An 18,828-nucleotide genomic window follows, 5' to 3' on the forward strand; every position below is an offset into this window, starting at 1 on the left:
CAATTGATTTTTCGATGCACGGGGCTGTTCGTGAAATTTGCAAAACGTCTGCTACTGGCGATTGCCGTTGTCTATTTGCTTCCCGCACTGGCGTCGGCCGGTCTGTGGGCCATGCGGGAACATCCGCAGGGCTGGCGTGACGCCCGCTGGTCCTCGTCCGGCACTTTGCCGGCAGCCAGCGCCGATGGTCAGGCGGCGGTTTACGTCTTTTCCGCCATGACCGGCGGCTTCAAGGGCTCCGTCGCCAGCCATGCCTGGATCGTGCTGAAAAAGCCGGGTGCGAAAGCTTATGACCGTTATGACAAGGTGGGCTGGGGCATGCCGATCCGCCGCAACGGCTATGCCGCGGACGCCTACTGGTATTCCAACATGCCGCGCGAGGTCGTGGCCATTCACGGCGCGGAAGCGGAAAGGCTCATTCCGAAAATCGAGAAAGCCATTGCCGATTATCCCTACGGGCAACCGGGCGGCTACCGCATCTATCCCGGCCCCAACTCCAGCACCTTCGTTGCGCATGTGCTGCGCAGCGTGCCGGAACTGGGCGCGGTGCTGCCGCCCGATGCGGTGGGCCGCGATTATCTGCCCAACGGCGCCTTTTACCACATCGCCGATGACTGGAAGGATGCGAGCCTGTCGCTCGGCGGGCTGTTCGGCATTTCGGCAGGCGCGCGCAGCGGCTTCGAGATCAATTTCCTCGGTCTGGTCGCGGGCATCGATTTCATCCGGCCCGGCGTGAAGATACCGGGGCTCGGTTATTTCGGCATCGACAGCCCCGAACCGCCACCAGCGCGAGGATGACTACCACTGATCCTCATCGATCGCTGACGGCCGCGCGCGGGTTCACCCACGGCTCCTGATTGGAGCGCGGCAACGGGGTTTTGCCGAGGATGTGATCCGCCGCCTTTTCGCCCGTCATGATCGACGGGCCGTTGAGGTTGCCATAGGTCACATGCGGGAAGATCGAGCTGTCAGCAACCCTCAATCCTTCGACGCCGATCACCCGGCATTCGGGGTCGACAACGGCCAGCGGATCGTTTCGATCACCCATGCGGCAGGTGCCGCAGGGGTGATAGGCGCTTTCCAGATGCTCCCGCAAAAAGGCGTCGATCTGCTCGTCCGTTTCCACCTTTTCACCCGGCTGGATTTCCGGGCCACGAAAATCGTCAAAGGCCTTCTGGCTGAAGATTTCACGGGTCAGGCGCACGCAATGGCGGAATTTCTCCCAGTCTTCCAGATGGCTCATATAGTTAAAGCGGATAACCGGATCGTCCTTCGGATCGGCGGAGCGAAGCGTGACGTTGCCGCGCGATTTCGACAGGTTGTAACCGACATGCACCTGAAAACCATGGCTTTTCGCGGCGGCTTTGCCGTCATAGGATATGGCGACCGGCAGGAAATGATACTGGATGTCCGGCTGTTTCAGGCCGGGTGCGGAGCGCAGGAAGGCGCAGGCCTCGAACTGGTTGGAGGCGCCGAGCCCGCCTTTCGACAGCAGCCATTGCGCGCCCGCCACGCCCTGCCAGAACCAGGGCAGCCATGAATAGAGCGAGACCGGCTTGGTGGAGACCTGCTGGAAATAAAACTCCATATGGTCCTGAAGATTTGCACCCACGCCGGGGCGATCCGCCTTCACCTCGATACCCATTTTTTGCAGATGGGCGGCAGGCCCGATGCCCGAGAGCATCAGCAGTTTCGGCGAATTGAAGGAGGAGGCGGAAACAATAACCTCGCGACCGGCCTTGATGGTTTCCACCACGCCCTTACGCTCGATCTCGACGCCCACGGCACGGCCATTCTCGATGACGATCCTGCGGGCAAAACCGCTGACCAGCGTGACGTTGCCGCGTTTCAGTGCGGGTTTCAGATAGGCATTGGCGGCAGACCAGCGACGGCCATGGTGGATGGTCTGCTCCATCAGGCCGAAACCCTCCTGCTTGGAGCCGTTATAGTCATCCGTCAGTTCGAAACCGGCCTGCGCGCCCGCCTGAATGAAGGCGTGAAACAACGGATTGTTGACCGGCCCGCGCTGCACATGCAGCGGCCCATCCGTGCCGCGCCAGCCCTCTTCGCCGCCATGGCTATGCTCCATGCGCTTGAAATAAGGCAGCACATCCGCATAGGCCCAGCCATGCGCGCCAAGCTCCTCCCAGCGATTGAAATCCTCGGCATGGCCGCGCACATAAACGAGGCCGTTGATGGAGGACGAGCCGCCGATGACCTTGCCGCGCGGGGCGGTGATGCGGCGGTTGTGGAGATTGGGCTCAGGCTCGGAAAGATAACCCCAATTGTAGCGCTTCATGCTCATCGGCCAGGCAAGTGCCGCCGGCATCTGGATGAAGGGGCCGAAATCGGAACCGCCAGCCTCGATGACGATGACAGAATAACGACCGTCTTCCGACAGGCGATAAGCGATGGCGGAGCCCGCGGAACCCGAACCGACGATGACGTAATCTGCTTGCATGATTTGTGCTCTCCGATGAGCGGTTGTTCCGATTGACTGTCGGCGGGTGGGCTACCCCCCTCTGCCCTGCCGGGCATCTCCCCCTCAAGGGGGGAGATCGGCAAGAGGCGCTACCGCCACTTCATTCTCTGACCTTGAGATGGGCGCGACCCTCGCCGCATATCGATCTCCCCCCCTTGAGGGGGAGATGCCCGGCAGGGCAGAGGGGGGTAAGCCCCACCCAACAACCATCAATAAGGCGCGTCCACCTTCCCCGTGCTCACATAAACCGTCTTCAGCTCGCTATAATGCTCCAGCGCCGCCGCTGAATTCTCCCGGCCAAAACCGGATTGCTTGGAGCCGCCGAAGGGGATTTCCACCGGGCAGAGGTTATAGGTATTGATCCACAGCGTACCCGCCTCCAGCCGATCCACGACGCGGTGGGCGCGGGCGAGATCGGCGGTGAAGACACCGCCGGCCAGCCCGAATTCGGTGGCATTGGCGCGCGCGAGAACCTCGTCCTCATCGTCGAAATCCAGCACGCACATGACCGGCCCGAAGATTTCCTCGCGGGCGATGGTCATATCGTCGGTTACATCCGCAAAAACGGTCGGCTGCACATAGGCACCCTCACCCGAAACATTGTTGGGAATGCCGCCGCCGGTGACGAGCGTCGCGCCTTCCGCCTTGCCCTTTTCGATATAGGCAAGAACCTTTTCCTGCTGGGCCTTGGAGACCAGCGGACCGAGATGGGTGGCGTAATCGAGCGGATCGCCGAGGATCATTGCCTCGGTGCGGCGCTTCAGGTTTTCGAGGAAACGGTCCTTCGCCTTTTTCTGCACGAAGACACGCGTGCCATTGGAGCAGACCTGACCGGAGGAATAGAAGTTGCCGAGCATGGCACCGCCGACGGCACTTTCGATATCGGCATCATCAAAAACGATCATCGGCGACTTGCCGCCGAGTTCCATGGTCACATGTTTCAGATGCCCGGCAGCGGCAGCCGCCACCTTGCGGCCGGTCGGCACTGAACCCGTGAGAGAAACCTTGGCGACATCGGGATGGTTGACCAGCAGCGGGCCAGTATCGCGGTCACCCTGGATGACGTTGAAGAGGCCCTTCGGCAGGCCGGCCTCAATGAGGATTTCGGCGATCTTCAGCGCGCCGAGGGGGGTATTCTCCGAGGGCTTGAAGACCATGGCATTGCCGGCAACGAGGGCCGGCGCCGCCTTCCAGCAGGCGATCTGCTGCGGATAGTTCCAGGCGCCGATACCGACGCAGACGCCGAGCGGCACGCGCTTGGTATAGGCGAAATCGCCGCCGAGGGGGATGTAATCACCGTTCAGCGCGGAAGGGGCGATGCCGCCGAAGAATTCGAAGGCATCGGCACCGGAGGTGGGATCGGCGATGATGGTTTCCTGAATTGGCTTGCCGGTATCCAGCGTCTCGAGCGTCGAAAGCGCATCATTGCGCTCGCGCATGATATCGGCGGCGCGCTTGAGGATGCGGCCGCGCGCCATGGGGCTCATCGCCGCCCATTCCTTCTGGGCGCGTTTGGCCGAGGCGATGGCGCGCTCGACGATGGCAGGCGTTGCCGCATGCAGCCTTGCAATCACCTCGCCGGTGGCCGGGAAGATGCTTTCGAACGGCGTGCCGGTATTATCCTCGACATAATCGCCGTCGATGAAATGCGAGGCTTTCGGCTGGGCCTTGAGCCCCCTGTCGCCAGTTGCCGCGATGGTCATGTCGAAGTCTCCTTAAAGAACGCGGACGGACGGCTTCGGGCGCTGTCCATCGGGAAAAGATTTGAGCTGCATGTCGAAATAATCCTCGACGAGCACCGGCGCGGAAGCGAGGCCGAGCGGGGCGGAACGCAGGCTGTGGCGAATGTAAAGCCCGTCTATCAGCGCCGCCGCACCTTCGGCGATCCGCGCGGCATCATCGGGCGGGCAAAGCCGGTTGAGGCTGGCCATGAGATTGGAGCGCAGGCGGCGGGAATAAAGCACGAGCAGGCGGCGGGTTTCTTCCGAGCGCTGCGCCTCGACGTAAAAGGCAAGCCATGCCGCCACCGTTTCGGGCGTGAACTGGTCGCTCTGGAAAGAGACATGCACGATGGCGCTCAGTCTTTCGCGCGGGCCGGAAGCGCGGGTCAGCGCCGCAACCGCATCACGCCGCAAGTCACGTAGCAGGCTGCGGATGGTTTCCAGAAGCAGCTGCTGCTTGCTGCCGAAATAATGATGCGCCAGCGCCGCCGACACGCCCGCTTCCCGGGCAATATCCGACATTGTCACATTCAGCGAACCATGGTGGCCTATGGTGCGCAAAGCCGCATCCACAAGCGCCTTGCGGCGCAAAGGCTCCATTCCGATCTTGGGCATAAGTGTCTCCTTGACGGCAGGCAAAATATTCTTGATTGATCGATCAATCAATAAAAAATACGCCATTTCATGTCGCGGATCGGCTGGCGTGAAACGGGGTGAAGGATAGAGGCGGTTTATCGCCCCCTTGGGCTCATGATCTGGATCAAATATTCGGCATGCACATTGCGCTACGGTGCAATCGTGATAGCTTTACCCGACCCATTCATGGAGACAGCGACATGACGCAGAGTCTCAATGCATCCGGATTTTCACCGCTGAAAGCAAAGTGGGGCTGGTTGCTGGCCCTCGGCCTCGTTCTTCTGGCCTTTGGCGTCATCGCGCTTGGCAATCTCTTCATCGCCACCGTTGCCTCCGTCTTTTATATCGGCGTCATGATGCTGACTGGCGGCGTGCTGCAGCTTTTTCATGCCTTTCAGGTGAAGGGATGGGAAAGCGCGCTGTTCTGGACGCTGAGCGGCCTGCTTTATGCCATTGCCGGCGTCATCGCCTTCCAGAACCCCGATCTGACGGCCGCCGTGCTGACCCTGCTGATGGCGATCTCGCTGATTGTCGCCGGCATTTTCCGCCTCGTTGTCGGCTTCAGGCTGAAACCGGCGACGGGCTGGGGCTGGGTCGCCACGGCCGGCGCGGTGACGACGCTTGCGGGTCTGGTGATTGCCGCCGGCTGGCCGGTCAACAGCCTCTGGGTGCTTGGCCTGTTTCTCGCGATAGACCTCATCATGCAGGGCTTCGCGATGGTGACGCTGGCGCTGGCAATGCGTTCATAAAGGCATGTGCAACGCCGTATCGGAACCACGCCGAACGGGGAAAAACTAAACCCCAATATACTGCAAATTGGGTATGGAACGCGTTTCGTGGTAAGATAAGCAGTGATACCAATTTCGCTGGAGGCGGCGTCCAGACGAAAACTTAAAAAAACGACCGCCCAGAAAGACCGCCCTCGCCCCGCCCGCATAAGCGGGCATCTATCGGGTTTCGCGTGGCGGCCATCAAAAGAAGGGAGTGATATCATGCCAATGGTGACAGTATCGATTTCCCCGGAACAGGCAGCAAGAATGCGCGAGGCCGTGAATTGCGGCGCTTACGCGTCCGGCAGCGAGGTCGTCAGGGCAGCGCTGAGACTATGGGCGGCCTCCGCCGAGCACGGCGTCGGCGTAAAGTCCACGGAACCTGTGGAAGCGGACCGGGAACGCATGAATGTGGCGGAACTTTACGCCGCGCACACCGGACATATCCGCCGGGCATGAGGCCCGGCGCAACAACCCCATGGGTTCGTGGGGTTGTAACAAAACGTTCATGAAAGCTTCACAGTCGTGAAAGCTTTTGTTGACCTGTAATCTGCGATTGTTCGCCTCAAAAGAGACAGGCTCCCCTTACGTTAGCCAAGCTGGGGATCGGCAATAGCGGAGAACAGAAATGCAGGCCGTCACGCTGGAGAACGATGTCGTCAGACGTTTTGCCTCCGGGCATATGTTTCCCATGGCGAAGCTGGTGCTTGAGACGGCGTTCCAGCCGATTGTCGAGGCGACGACAGGCACGATTTTCGGCTATGAATCGTTGATGCGCGGCCATGACCGGCTTGGATTTTCCAATCCGCTGGCCCTTCTCGACCAGGCTGCCGTGGATGGCGAATTAAAGGCCTTCGAGCAGATGCTGGCGAGCCGCGCGCTGGCGAAATTCTCCACCCTGCCTGATTTCTCCTCCGCCACCCTGTTCCTCAATCTCGATGTACGATTGATCCCGCATGGTGATGCCATCCTCGACAAGCTGGTCGGTCATCTGGCGCGTGCCGGCATTCCTGCCTCCTCCATCTGCTTCGAGCTTTCCGAACGGTTCGACAATACCAGCGTGCCGGAATTCACGGCGCTGATTGCCCGCATGCGCAAGGAAGGCTTCAAGCTGGCGATCGACGATTTCGGCGTTGGCCATGGCGAGATGAAGCTGCTCTGCGATTTTCCGCTGGATTACCTGAAGATCGACCGGCATTTCATCACCGGTGTCGACCATCTGCCGCGCAAGCAGCATCTTGTCCGTAACATCGTCAACATCGCCCATGTTCTCGGCGTGCGGGTCATTGCCGAAGGCATCGAAACGGAAGCGGAATTTCTGACCTGCCGCGAATTCGGCGTCGATCTGGTGCAGGGCTGGCTGATCGCCAAGCCGACGATCTTCACCAGCGAGCTCCCGGAAAGCTTCCCGCATCTCAACCGCATCGGCGTTGCGCGGCGCAGCAGCCAGACGCTGGACGAAATCCTGATCCGCCGGGAGATAGAGCGCCTCCCCACCGTCTTCGAGCATGACAGTGTCGACAGTGTCTTCGAACTGTTCCGCAGAAATCCGCAGCAGGCGTTTTTTCCGGTTCTCAACGCCAATGGCGAACCGCGCGGCGTCATCAACGAATATCACCTGAAAGAATATATCTACCGCCCCTTCGGCCGCGACCTGCTCAAGAACAAGATCTATGAGCGCACCATATCGCATTTCGTCGACCCCGCGCCGATCGTCGGCCTCGATGCCGATGCCGACCAGCTGATGAACATGTTCGCCAGCATGGGCGGCAGCGCCTGCATCATCCTCACCGAGAACATGCGTTATGCCGGCATCGTCTCGGCCGCTTCGCTCATCAAGGTCATCAACGAAAAACAGCTGAAGATGGCGCAGGACCAGAACCCGCTGACGGCGCTGCCCGGCAACCGCGCGATTGGCGGCTTTATTGCCGACCGTTGCAGCGACGGCGACGAGACGCGCTTCTTCTGCTATTGCGACTTCGATAATTTCAAACCCTTCAACGACAAATACGGCTTCAACGCCGGCGACCACGCCATCACCCTGTTCTCGGCGCTGATGCGCCGTTACTTTTTCGCGGGCGATTGTTTCCTCGGCCATATTGGCGGCGATGATTTCTTCATCGGCGTGCGGGACTGGACGGTGGAGGAGCTGATGGAAATTCTCGAGCGGTTGCTCAGCGATTTTCACGACGATGTCGCCGAACTCTATTCGGACGAAGACCGCGCCGCCGGATGCATGAAGGGCCAGGATCGCCATGGCAACGAGCGGGACTTTGCGCTGCTGCGCTGCTCCATCGGCGTCCTCACCTTGCCGAAGGGGCTGATCATCGCCAATCCCGAGCGTATCGGCAGCGAGATCGCCGGCGTCAAGGCGGCCGCGAAGGAAAATGAAAGCGGTCTCGTCGTGCGGGTGTTCGGCGAGGCAAATTGACACTCGCGACAAACGGCCTCCTTCCCTCAAGCGCACATCTGACCTACATCTTCAGGTGACGCCGACAAGCGAGGAGTTGCCCCTGCCCATGTCCGACACCAAGACCCTGCCCGAAACAATGCGCTTCATCGACCTTCCCTCCCATGGCGGGCCGGAGGTGATGCGGCTTTCCGAGGCGCCTTTGCCGAAACCCGCCAAAGGCGAGATCCTGGTGAAGGTCGAGGCGGCGGGGGTCAATCGTCCCGATGTCGCGCAGAGACAGGGCACCTATCCGCCGCCGAAGGGTGCAAGCCCGATCCTCGGGCTGGAAATCGCCGGCGAAGTGGTGGTGCTGGGAGAAGGCGTTACCGAATTCAGGCCGGGCGACAGGGTCTGCGCGCTCGCCAATGGTGGCGGTTATGCGCAATATTGCACCGTCCCCGCCGGACAGGCCCTGCCCTTCCCCAAAGGTTATGACGCCGTCAAGGCCGCAGCACTACCGGAAACATTCTTCACCGTCTGGGCCAATCTCTTCCAGATGGCGGGCCTCACCGAAGGCGAAACCGTGCTCATCCACGGTGGCACCAGCGGCATCGGCACGACGGCCATCCAGCTCGCAAAAGCCTTTGGCGCGGAGGTCTATGCCACGGCGGGCTCGGCGGAAAAATGCGAGGCCTGCGTAAAGCTCGGCGCCAAGCGCGCCATCAATTACCGCGAGGAGGATTTCGCCGACGTCGTGAAATCCGAAACCGGCGGCAAGGGCGTCGATGTCGTTCTCGACATGATCGGCGCGACCTATTTCGAAAAGAACCTTGCGGCGCTCGCCAGGGACGGTTGCCTCTCCATCATCGCCTTTCTGGGCGGTGCCACGGCTGAGAAGGTCAATCTCACCCCAATCATGGTCAAACGCCTCACCGTCACCGGCTCCACCATGCGTCCCCGCACGGCAGACGAGAAACGCGCCATCCGCGATGAGCTCGTCGAACAGGTCTGGCCGCTCATCGAAAACGGTCAGGTCGCACCGGTCATCAACCGGGTCTTCACGCTGGACGAGGTTGTTGAAGCGCACCGGCTGATGGAAAGCAGCAATCATATCGGCAAGATCGTGATGCGGGTGTCGTGACACATTGAACGAGATCGTTGTTTTCATTGACAACAGGTCAGAGCGTTGTCATGAATAACAACATGAAGGCCGTTCTGCTCGAAAAGACGCGCAAAGTGATCGACGAGACGGCCTTTTTCGAGGTTGTCCTGTGGCATCTTCTCGAGCCCGTTCCCGGTAGCGCCCATCTCTTCAAATATCGGCTGGCGCTGGTGATAAAAGGGGAATGCGTTCTGCCTTATGACAATGAACGCGGCAAGGGCGATCATCGCCATATGGACGGGCGTGAAGATGCCATCGCATTCACCACGCTCGAAGCGCTCTTCGATGCATTTCAGGCGGATATGGAAAGGGTTTTGTCATGACGACGCTCACGGTACGTCTCAGCACGGTCAAGGATATCAAGAGCCGCTTTGTTGCCGCAGGTAATCTGGCAATGTCCGGAAAACCGGTCGAGGCGAAACCATCCATCGAATTTTCAAGTTATGAGGACCTGCACCGCATTCTCGCACCATTGCGCCTTGCCATCGTCAAGGCTCTTGCGGGACAGGGGCCGCTTTCGATCCGTGAAGTTGCCCGCCGGATCGGGCGGGATGTGCAGGCCGTTCACCGCGATGTGACGACGCTCCTCCATGCGGGCGTTATCGACCGGAACGAGGCTGGTATCGAATTTCCCTATGACAGCATTCACTTCGAATTCGACGTGAATGCCGCAGATGCGGCATAGATGCCGGACGCCTGTTAAAAGTAACCCTCTTGCATTAATGACGAATCGTACTACCTTCTAGTTATGTTCAACGTATCGGAAGGAGGTGATCCAATGTCTAATGAGATTTCGGTCTCTGGTGCAGGCAATGGAAAGGGTGTGTTTTCGACGGGGCAGCCCTCGGCGTAAACAGCTTTACCTTCGGAACGTTGAGAAACAGTCCCGGGTTTGTATACAGAACCAAACTCATGGAAGGGTCGCTTCGGCGGCCCTTTTCCGTTTTCGGGGTTATCTGTCTTTGACGATCACGCGCCGGGATGCTCCTGCGGCAGGTTAGGTGTTCTGCATTGCCCGGAAAGCTTTCTCCCGTCATGCCGGGCTTGACCCGGCATCCAGCCGACGCGCGTCTGCGCGGCGAAGAAGGTCTTTTCAGCCCAGGGACCTGGGCTGACTGGATGCCGGCTCGAGGCCGATATGACGGAGAGCTGAGGGCGACTGCAGAACCAAGGCCGCCAATCGCGCCGCCTCTGCCTACTTCTTCCCGAACACCTTCCACCGCGTCGGGCGGAACCGCAGCTCCGCGCCCACTGCTACAGCGGCGTTGAGCGGCACTTCGATTTCGAGGTGATAGGGGTCATGGCCGTTATTGGCGATGTCGATTTCGGCAATGCGGGTGCCCGCGAGGCGGCGACAGGTGGTGACCTTGCCGTATAGCGCGTCCTTCGCCTCCGTCAGCACCACATCTTCCGGACGGAAGAAAAGTTCGCCCTCGCCCGTGCCGCTTTCATCGATGCCGATGCTTTCGCCCTGAAACAGCACATGACCGTCGCGGATCGTTACCGGCAGGCTGGAGGATTCACCGATGAAGGAGAAAACGAAGGGAGAGTTGGGGGTGTCATAAACGTCGTCCGCCGTGCCCACCTGCTCGATCTTGCCCTGGCTCATGACGACGACGCGGTCCGCCAGTTCCAGCGCCTCTTCCTGATCGTGGGTGACAAAGACGGTGGTGTGGCCGGTGCGGTCGTGAAATTCGCGCAGCCAGCGGCGCAACTCCTTGCGAACCTTGGCATCGAGCGCGCCGAAGGGCTCATCGAGCAGCAGGACCTTCGGTTCGATGGCGACGGCGCGGGCGAGCGCCACGCGCTGGCGCTGGCCGCCGGAAAGCTGCGAAGGATAGCGCTTCTCAAGGCCCGAGAGATGCACCATGTCGAGAAGCTCGGACACCCGCTTGCGGATTTCCGCCTTCGGCGGACGTTTGGCGGAAGGGCGCACCTTCAGCCCGAAGGCGATATTGTCGGCCACCGTCATATGACGGAACAAAGCGTAATGCTGGAACACGAAACCGACATTGCGCTCCTGCACCGTGCGGTGCGAGGCATCCTCGTCGCCGAAGAAAATCTGGCCCTGCGTCGGCTGCTCGAGACCGGCGATCAGACGCAGCAGCGTCGTCTTACCGGAACCGGAAGGACCGAGCAGCGCGATCAGCTCGCCGGAACGAATGTCGAGCGACACGTCGTTCAGCGCCGGAAAGCGATCGAACTGCTTGGTGATGCCGGAAACTTTCACTTCCATGAAGATGCCTTTCAATGCTTGCCGGCTGCGTTGCCCGCGCCAAAGCGTATTTCGAGAATGGTTTTGAGAACGAGCGTCACGAGCGCGAGACCGGCAAGCAGCGTCGCCACGGCGAAGGAGGCGCCGATATTGTACTCATTATAGAGTATCTCGACATGCAGCGGCATGGTGTTGGTCTCGCCGCGAATATGGCCGGAGACCACCGAGACGGCACCGAACTCGCCCATGGCGCGGGCGTTGCAGAGCAGCACCCCGTAAAGCAGGCCCCATTTGATATTGGGCAGCGTGACATACCAGAAAGTCTGCCAGCCGGTCGCGCCGAGCGAGATCGCCGCTTCCTCATCACCATTGCCCTGCTCCTGCATCAGCGGGATCAGTTCACGCGCGACGAAGGGAAAGGTGACGAAGATGGTGGCCAGCACGATGCCGGGCACCGCGAAGAGGATTTCGATGCCGTAGCTCTTCAGCCATGGCCCGAGCACGCTGTGGGCGGAAAACAGGATGACATAAACGAGACCCGAAATGACCGGCGAGATCGAGAACGGCAGGTCGATCAGCGTGATCAGGAAAGCCTTGCCCTTGAACTCGAATTTCGCGATCGCCCAGGCGGCGGCAACCCCGAAGATGAGGTTGAGCGGCACCGAAATGGCGGCGACGAGCAGCGTCAGGCGGATGGCGGAGAGCGCATCCGGCTCGACGATCGCCTCCCAGAAGCTTTCCGCACCCTTGCGGAAAGCCTCGAAGAAGACGGAGATCAACGGCAGGACCAGAAAGGCCGCAAGGAACAGGAAGGCGATGGCGATCAGCGCCAGCCGGGCGGGAAAGCTCTCGCTGGCGGGATCGCGGAACGGCCGGGGCGTGGTGCGGGAAGCGGTCTCAGACATAACCGTACCTCTTGCGGCTCCAGGCCTGAATGAGATTGATGAGGAACAGCATGGCAAACGAGATGATCAGCATGATGGTCGCAATGCCGGTCGCCGCCGCATAATTGAATTCCTCCAGCCGGATGACGATGAGGAGCGGCGCGATTTCCGAGACGTAAGGAATATTGCCGGCGATGAAGATGACCGAGCCATATTCCCCGACACCGCGGGCGAAGGCGAGCGCAAAACCCGTGAGGATCGCGGGTGTGAGGCTCGGCAGCAGAACGCGGGTGATGGTCTGGAACCGGTTGGCGCCAAGCGTCGCCGCCACCTCCTCCACCTGCCGGTCGATCTCTTCCATGACCGGCTGCACGGTGCGGACCACGAAAGGCAGGCCGATGAAGATCAGCGCGATGACGATGCCGGTCGGGGTAAAGGCGATCTTGATACCCAGGGGTTCGAACAGCGAACCGACCCAGCCGCGATTGGCATAAAGCGTGGTGAGCGCGATACCGGCCACCGCCGTCGGCAGGGCGAAGGGCAGGTCAACGATGGCATCAACGAAACGGCGACCGGGAAACCGGTAGCGCGTCAGCACCCAGGCAACGATGACGCCGAAAACCGCATTGACCAGCGCGGCAAGGAAGGCCGTTCCGAAACTGACCCGCAGCGCGTTCAGCGTGCGGCTATCGGTGGCAATCGCAATGAAATCTGCAAAACCCAGTTTCGCCGTGGACCAGACAAGGCCGCCGAGCGGAATAAGAATGATGAGAAACAGATAGGTCACTGTGTAACCAAACGTCAGGCCGAAGCCGGGTATGACGCTCGACTGCCGCCATTTCCACCTGTTTCCGGATGTATTATTGCTCATCAAGGCTCCGGATAATCTTTGTTTTGTACATTTCCAGGCCAGGAAACCGGAGTTCGCTTTTCCTGGAAATGCCCTCTGGGAGCCGGTGTTCCCCGGCGTTTTTCTTATAAAAGTTCGACCGGCACGGTTGTCCGGTCGAACAGGTTCTTTTGTCTTGTCCCTGTGGACGGGGTGATCGCGTTTCACCCCATCATCCGCTTACTTTGCGGGCTTGTAAATCTGGTCGAAGACGCCGCCGTCACCAAAATGTTCCGGCTGCGCCTTGGCCCAACCGCCGAAGATCGGGTCATCGATGGTGACGAGCTTGATGTCCGGCAGCTGCTTCAGCAGGTCCTTGGAGACAACGGCGGGATTGGACGGACGGTAGAAGTGCTTGGCCGCAATGTTCTGTCCTTCGTCGGAATAGAGATATTGCAGATAGGCTTCCGCCGCCTTGCGGGTGCCCTTGGCGTCGACGTTTGCGTCAACCACGGCGACCGGCGGTTCGGCAAGGATCGAGATCGGCGGCACGACAATGTCAAAGGCATCCGCGCCGAATTCCTGGCCGGCCAGATAGGCCTCGTTTTCCCAGGCGAGCAGCACATCACCGATCTGGCGCTGTGCGAAGGTGACCGTGGAGCCACGGGCGCCGGTATCGAGAACCGGGGCGCGCTTGTAGAGTTCACCGACATAGGCCTTGATCTTGGCCTGATCGCCCTTGAATTCTTCATTGGCCCAGGCCCAGGCAGCAAGATAGTTCCAGCGGGCACCGCCGGATGTCTTCGGGTTCGGCGTCACGATCTGCACGTCGCCCTTCACCAGATCGCCCCAATTGTGGATGCCCTTCGGGTTGCCCTTGCGCACCAGGAAAACGATGGTGGAGGTGTAGGGCGAGGAATTATGCGGCAGGCGGGTGCGCCAATCCTTGTTGATCTTGCCGGAATTCTGGACGATGGCGTCGATGTCGCTCTGCAAAGCGAGCGTCACAACATCGGCTTCCAGACCGTCAATGACCGAGCGTGCCTGCTTGCCGGAGCCGCCATGCGACTGCTGGATGGTGATGTCTTCACCGGTGTCAGCCTTCCACTTCTTGGCGAAGGCCTCGTTGAAATCCTTGTAGAGCTCACGGGTCGGATCATAGGACACATTAAGCAGCTTGGTCTGCGCGGCGGCCGAGCCAGCGCCGCCAAAAGCCAGTGAAAGGCTAAGAGCAATAACGCTCAAACCGGACAGAAGCTTGGACATCGGTATTCCCTCCTGATTGCGATGGCTTAACTCTACCGGTTGAGTAGAGTTGGTCAATGAGGCCGAATACGATCGAAAAAGTGTTTCCCGAGAGCGTTTTCCCAGGCAACAAATACAGCGCAGCATAAGCGAAAGGCGCAACAAGCGTCGTGTAAAACTTTTCTGAATGCAAAAGCATTTCACATTTTTGACGGTTTTTTGCCGCGATGGCGAAAAATATTATGGGGTTTTAGACGATTTTTTCGTTAGGCCGTCAAAAGCTCGGGCACTTCGACACCGGCCACGGCATCGGCGATGGTGGTGTTGAACAGGATGTTGCGGGTGGCATCGGCCACGCGGGCGAAGACGTGGCGGATCTCGCACTGCTTCTCGCCGTCACAATCCTCGCAGCGGCGATAGGCGGTCTGTGACAGGCAGGGCAAGGGGGCGAGCGGTCCGTCGATAAGGCGCAGCACCTCGCCGAAGGTGATGTCCGCGGCCGGGCGCGCCAGAAGGTAGCCGCCCTGCTTGCCGCGCCGGCTTTCGACGATCCGTTCCTTCTTCATTTCAAGAAGGATCTGCTCCAGAAACTTTTTCGGAATGGCCTGTTCACGGGCAATGTCGGAAATTTGCACAGGACAGCCGCCGTCGGCCTTTGCCAGCGAAAGAAGCGCCCTCAGCGCATATTTTGCCTTCTGCGAAATCATCGTAAAACCAGTAGACCACAAGCCCGGAAACCCGGCAATTCCGGCTTAGCGCAGAAGTTGTCACAATTCAAATCCAAGCTGCAAAGAAGGTGAACGGGCATCTTTTGCTCATACCACGCGCGCATGAGGCATTTTTGCTCTCAAGTGCAGCGCACAAAGACTGTCATTTCTGTTCCCATAGCCGGATTTCAACAATAATCGGCCATGGAAATCCCGGACGTGACAATGACGATCAATTCAGCAAATGCCTCTGCCGATGCCGCTTCCCTCGACGCCACGCTTGCCGGGCTCGATCTGGCGGGTCGGCTTTCGTTTATCGCCGGCCTCGGCGGGCGGGCGGTCTTCACCACCAGCCTCGGCATAGAGGATCAGGTCATCACCGCCGCCATCGGCACGCATCGTCTGCCGATCGACGTCGTGACGCTGGAGACCGGCCGGCTGTTCAAGGAAACCGTCGATCTCATCGATGAAACCGAAGAACGTTTCGGCATCGAAATCCGCCGCTTCCGGCCCGAACAGGACGATATCGACGCCTATGCCGCGAAGTATGGTCTCAACGGCTTTTACGAAAGCGTCGAGGCGCGCCACGCCTGCTGTCATGTCAGGAAGCTGATCCCGCTCGGCAAGGCGCTGGAGGGTGCAGCCTTCTGGATCACCGGCCTCAGACGCGGCCAGTCGGGCAATCGCGCGACGACGCCATTCGCCGAGTTCGACGCGGATCGCAATCTCATCAAGATCAATCCCTTGGCTGACTGGGATATCGACCTCATCCGGGCGCATGTCGCCAAGGAGAACATCCCCGTCAATCCGTTGCATGCGCGCGGTTACCCCTCCATCGGCTGCGAGCCGTGTACGCGCGCCATCAAGCCCGGTGAGCCTGAGCGCGCCGGACGATGGTGGTGGGAAAACGACGAGAAGCGCGAATGCGGTCTTCACGTCGCCGGTGCGGAGCAGACACCCGCCGTTTCCGCCATCCCGCAACGATAATCATTCAGTAATCCCGGAGTTTACAATGTCCAACGCAGTCCACGAGACGGACAGCAAGAATACTGTCGCAGCCAAGCCGCCTCTCGATCCCCATCTGAAGGCGCTTGAAAACGAAGCCATTCACATCTTCCGCGAAGTCGCCGCCGAATTCGACAAGCCCGTCATGCTTTATTCCATCGGCAAGGATTCGTCCGTGCTGCTGCATTTGGCGCGCAAGGCGTTTTTCCCCGGCCGCATCCCCTTCCCGCTGCTGCATGTCAATACCGGTTGGAAGTTCAAGGAAATGATCGAGTTCCGCGACAATATCGTCAAGGAATACGATCTCGATCTGATTTCCTACACCAACCCGCGTGGCGAGAGCGAAAACGTCACCCCCTTCTCCCATGGATCGGCGCTTTACACCGACATCATGAAGACGGAAGCGCTGCGCCAGGCGCTCGACGCCGGCCAGTTCGACGCGGCCTTCGGCGGCGCACGGCGCGACGAAGAGGCGAGCCGCGCCAAGGAACGCATCTATTCCTTCCGCACGCCCGACCACAAATGGGACCCGCGCAACCAGCGCCCGGAACTGTGGAACATCTATAACGGCATGGTCCGCAAGGGCGAAAGCGTGCGCGCCTTCCCGCTCTCCAACTGGACCGAAGTGGATATCTGGCGTTACATCGAGGCGGAAAACATTCCGCTGGTGCCGCTCTATTACGCCGCCGAGCGTCCTTACGTGGAACGCGACGGCATGATGATCCTGGCCGAAGACGAGCGGCTGGAACTGTTGCCCGGCGAAGAGATCAAGCACGGCTCGATCCGCTTCCGCACGCTCGGCTGCTTCCCGCTGACCGGCGCGATCCGCTCCGAGGCGGCGACGCTTCAGGACGTCATCGCCGAACTGGAAATCGCCACCGTCTCCGAACGGCAGGGCCGCGCGATTGACCGCGACCAGTCCGGCTCCATGGAGAAAAAGAAGCGCGAGGGCTATTTCTGATGAGCACTGCCGCCGTCAACACCCCCTCCTCTTCCGCCACCATCCTGCCCTTTGCAGAACATTCGAAGGTGGCGCGCGACACGCGTCCGCTCCGCCTCATCACCTGCGGCAGCGTGGACGATGGTAAGTCGACCCTGATCGGCCGTCTCCTCTGGGACACCAAGGCCGTCAAGGAAGACCAGGCCGCCACGCTGCACCGCGACAGCGGCAAGCAGAACGATCTCGGACTGCCCGATTTCGCGCTGCTGCTCGACGGTCTTCAGGCCGAGCGCGAACAGGGCATCACCATCGATGTCGCCTATCGTTATTTCGCCACCGACCGGCGCGCCTTCATCGTGGCCGACACACCCGGCCATGAGCAATATACCCGCAACATGGCGACCGGCGCTTCCACGGCCGATCTCGCCGTGCTGCTCGTCGATGCGCGCACCGGCATTCTCGAACAGACACGCCGCCACGCCACCATTGCCGCCCTGATGGGCATCCGGCAGTTCGTGCTGGCCGTGAACAAGATCGACCTGACTCATTACGACAAGGCCGGTTTCGAACTGATCGCCCACGAGTTCCGCGAGTTTGCCTCCAATCTCGGCATCAAGCAGATCACCGCCATTCCGATGTCGGCGCTGAAGGGCGAAAACGTCGTTCTTTCCGGCAAAGCCTCCATGCCCTGGTACGAAGGCCCGACACTGGTTGAAACACTGGAGCTTGCCACCGTGCGCTCCGCGCAATCCGGCGGCTTCCGCCTGCCGGTGCAGCGCGTGTCGCGTCCGGGTGAAAGCTTCCGTGGCTATCAGGGCACGGTTGCCGGCGGCTCGGTGAAGCCGGGCGACAGCGTCGTGGTCCTGCCTTCGGGCATGGTCGCCAATGTCAAACAGATCGTCACCTTCGATCTGGTGCGCAACGCCGCCGTGGCGGGTGATGCCGTCACGCTGGTGCTCGACCGTCAGGTGGATGTCTCGCGCGGCGACATGATCGTCTCCATCGAGGCGCAGCCGCTCACGGGACTTGCCTTCGACGCACAGCTTGTTGCGCTGCAGCCGGGCGGCATCGAGGCCGGCAAACGTTATTGGCTCAAAAGCGGCAGCCGCCGCCAGCGCGTCAGCGTCCAGCCCGTCAGCCAGCTGAACCTGAAGGAAGGCGAATGGCAGGCGCATGAGACCTCGCTGCCGATGAACGCCATCGGCAAGGTGCGCCTCTCCTTCGACGAGACGGCGATCTTCGATCCCTATGAACAGAACCGGGCGACCGGCTCCTTCATCCTGATCGACCCCGACACCAACAATACGGTTGCGGGCGGCATGATCGCCGGCAAGCGCAGCACGGGTGCGACGGAGGAACAGGGCGACCGCGTCATCCTCTCACTCCCCGCCGGACTTGCGGAAAAGCTGCTCGCCGGTGAACTGCTCGCCAAACACCGCGACGAGATCGACATCCGCCGCACGGATGCGGCGACAGCCTCGCGGCTGATCGGTGATCTCGACTGAAAATGCCCGCATAAACGACAAAAGGCGACCACGATGTGGTCGCCTTTTTGTTTTGCGCCTGTCGTCAGGCGCGACTTAAAACACGAACATATAAAGCAGAATGATCACGACGACCGGAACGCCCATAACCCACAATGCGATACCCTTCAGCATGTTATCCTCCATTGTTGCTGTGGGGAGATAACGGCTGGGGCAGCTTTCCGATCCATGCGCCCCTGATTTTTACGGGTTGTTTCTCGGCCCTCAAGAAAGCCGTTTGTTCATTTGACGTTCATGCGCAAAAGGCGAATTTGCATGCGGTCGCTCCGCCAAGCGATCCAACAGAGGCTCGTTGT

18 protein-coding genes are annotated in these 18,828 nt (G+C 60.2%); 10 read left to right on the forward strand and 8 right to left on the reverse strand.

The window, feature by feature from the left end:
• The first annotated feature begins 30 nt into the window (after positions 1-30).
• Positions 31-798: a DUF3750 domain-containing protein gene (locus tag QD336_RS03765; protein WP_499169437.1), complete on the forward strand. Its 768-nt coding sequence runs from the start codon at positions 31-33 to the stop codon at positions 796-798.
• A gap of 13 nt (positions 799-811) precedes the next feature.
• Here the strand turns inward: QD336_RS03765 and betA are convergent, their stop codons facing one another.
• The 3 genes from betA to betI all read right to left on the reverse strand — a co-directional run bounded on the left by betA (position 812) and on the right by betI (position 4,818).
• On the reverse strand, positions 812-2,461 hold the full coding sequence (betA, locus tag QD336_RS03770) for a choline dehydrogenase (RefSeq protein WP_499169438.1): 1,650 nt from the start codon (positions 2,459-2,461) through the stop codon (positions 812-814).
• Between the two features lie 230 nt (positions 2,462-2,691).
• Positions 2,692-4,185, reverse strand: a complete 1,494-nt coding sequence (betB, locus tag QD336_RS03775; protein ID WP_499169439.1) for a betaine-aldehyde dehydrogenase — start codon at positions 4,183-4,185, stop codon at positions 2,692-2,694.
• Positions 4,186-4,197: 12 nt separating this feature from the next.
• Positions 4,198-4,818 carry a transcriptional regulator BetI gene (betI, locus tag QD336_RS03780; RefSeq protein ID WP_269342381.1) on the reverse strand — a complete coding sequence of 207 codons (621 nt, stop codon included), beginning with the start codon at positions 4,816-4,818 and terminating at the stop codon, positions 4,198-4,200.
• Positions 4,819-5,039: 221 nt separating this feature from the next.
• Between betI and QD336_RS03785 the strand changes: the two genes are divergently transcribed.
• The 6 genes from QD336_RS03785 (at position 5,040) to QD336_RS03810 (ending at position 9,848) form a co-directional block, all read left to right on the forward strand.
• Positions 5,040-5,588: an HdeD family acid-resistance protein gene (locus QD336_RS03785; RefSeq protein WP_269342379.1), complete on the forward strand. Its 549-nt coding sequence runs from the start codon at positions 5,040-5,042 to the stop codon at positions 5,586-5,588.
• A gap of 243 nt (positions 5,589-5,831) precedes the next feature.
• On the forward strand, positions 5,832-6,068 hold the full coding sequence (locus tag QD336_RS03790) for a ribbon-helix-helix domain-containing protein (RefSeq protein WP_269342376.1): 237 nt from the start codon (positions 5,832-5,834) through the stop codon (positions 6,066-6,068).
• 169 nt (positions 6,069-6,237) lie between these two features.
• Entirely contained in the window at positions 6,238-8,040 is a 1,803-nt protein-coding gene (locus QD336_RS03795) for a GGDEF domain-containing protein (protein ID WP_499169441.1), read from the forward strand.
• 88 nt (positions 8,041-8,128) lie between these two features.
• On the forward strand, positions 8,129-9,142 hold the full coding sequence (locus tag QD336_RS03800; RefSeq protein WP_499169443.1) for an NAD(P)H-quinone oxidoreductase: 1,014 nt from the start codon (positions 8,129-8,131) through the stop codon (positions 9,140-9,142).
• Positions 9,143-9,204: 62 nt separating this feature from the next.
• On the forward strand, positions 9,205-9,486 hold the full coding sequence (locus tag QD336_RS03805) for a toxin-antitoxin system TumE family protein (RefSeq protein WP_499169681.1): 282 nt from the start codon (positions 9,205-9,207) through the stop codon (positions 9,484-9,486).
• Positions 9,483-9,848, forward strand: coding sequence for an HVO_A0114 family putative DNA-binding protein (locus QD336_RS03810; RefSeq protein WP_499169444.1), 366 nt, complete (start codon positions 9,483-9,485; stop codon positions 9,846-9,848). Before QD336_RS03805 ends, QD336_RS03810 begins: the two co-directional genes overlap by 4 nt.
• Before the next feature lie 510 nt (positions 9,849-10,358).
• On the opposite strand, the gene QD336_RS03815 is transcribed toward QD336_RS03810, so the two are convergent.
• The 5 genes from QD336_RS03815 to QD336_RS03835 all read right to left on the reverse strand — a co-directional run bounded on the left by QD336_RS03815 (position 10,359) and on the right by QD336_RS03835 (position 15,043).
• Entirely contained in the window at positions 10,359-11,399 is a 1,041-nt protein-coding gene (locus QD336_RS03815) for a sulfate/molybdate ABC transporter ATP-binding protein (RefSeq protein ID WP_499169446.1), read from the reverse strand.
• Between the two features lie 11 nt (positions 11,400-11,410).
• Complete coding sequence (cysW, locus tag QD336_RS03820) at positions 11,411-12,283, reverse strand: sulfate ABC transporter permease subunit CysW (protein ID WP_269342367.1); 873 nt, start codon at positions 12,281-12,283, stop codon at positions 11,411-11,413.
• Complete coding sequence (gene cysT, locus QD336_RS03825; protein WP_269342365.1) at positions 12,276-13,133, reverse strand: sulfate ABC transporter permease subunit CysT; 858 nt, start codon at positions 13,131-13,133, stop codon at positions 12,276-12,278. The genes cysW and cysT overlap by 8 nt, the downstream gene beginning before the upstream one ends.
• A gap of 198 nt (positions 13,134-13,331) precedes the next feature.
• Complete coding sequence (locus QD336_RS03830; RefSeq protein ID WP_499169448.1) at positions 13,332-14,357, reverse strand: sulfate ABC transporter substrate-binding protein; 1,026 nt, start codon at positions 14,355-14,357, stop codon at positions 13,332-13,334.
• A 245-nt stretch (positions 14,358-14,602) separates the two neighbouring features.
• A complete protein-coding gene (locus QD336_RS03835) occupies positions 14,603-15,043 on the reverse strand; it encodes an RrF2 family transcriptional regulator (protein ID WP_153513330.1) in 441 nt (146 codons plus the stop codon).
• A 204-nt stretch (positions 15,044-15,247) separates the two neighbouring features.
• Here QD336_RS03835 and QD336_RS03840 point away from each other — a divergent pair, with 204 nt between their 5' ends.
• Genes QD336_RS03840 through cysN form a run of 3 tightly spaced genes read left to right on the forward strand, consistent with a single transcriptional unit; the run spans position 15,248 to position 18,493 of the window.
• On the forward strand, positions 15,248-16,030 hold the full coding sequence (locus QD336_RS03840; protein ID WP_499169450.1) for a phosphoadenylyl-sulfate reductase: 783 nt from the start codon (positions 15,248-15,250) through the stop codon (positions 16,028-16,030).
• 25 nt (positions 16,031-16,055) lie between these two features.
• Positions 16,056-17,009 carry a sulfate adenylyltransferase subunit CysD gene (gene cysD, locus QD336_RS03845; protein ID WP_499169452.1) on the forward strand — a complete coding sequence of 318 codons (954 nt, stop codon included), beginning with the start codon at positions 16,056-16,058 and terminating at the stop codon, positions 17,007-17,009.
• Positions 17,009-18,493, forward strand: coding sequence for a sulfate adenylyltransferase subunit CysN (gene cysN, locus QD336_RS03850; protein WP_499169453.1), 1,485 nt, complete (start codon positions 17,009-17,011; stop codon positions 18,491-18,493). The genes cysD and cysN overlap by 1 nt, the downstream gene beginning before the upstream one ends.
• The last annotated feature ends 335 nt before the right edge of the window (positions 18,494-18,828 follow it).

The organism is Rhizobium sp. BR 250, from assembly GCF_047445855.1.
GTDB lineage: Bacteria > Pseudomonadota > Alphaproteobacteria > Rhizobiales > Rhizobiaceae > Agrobacterium > Agrobacterium tumefaciens_I.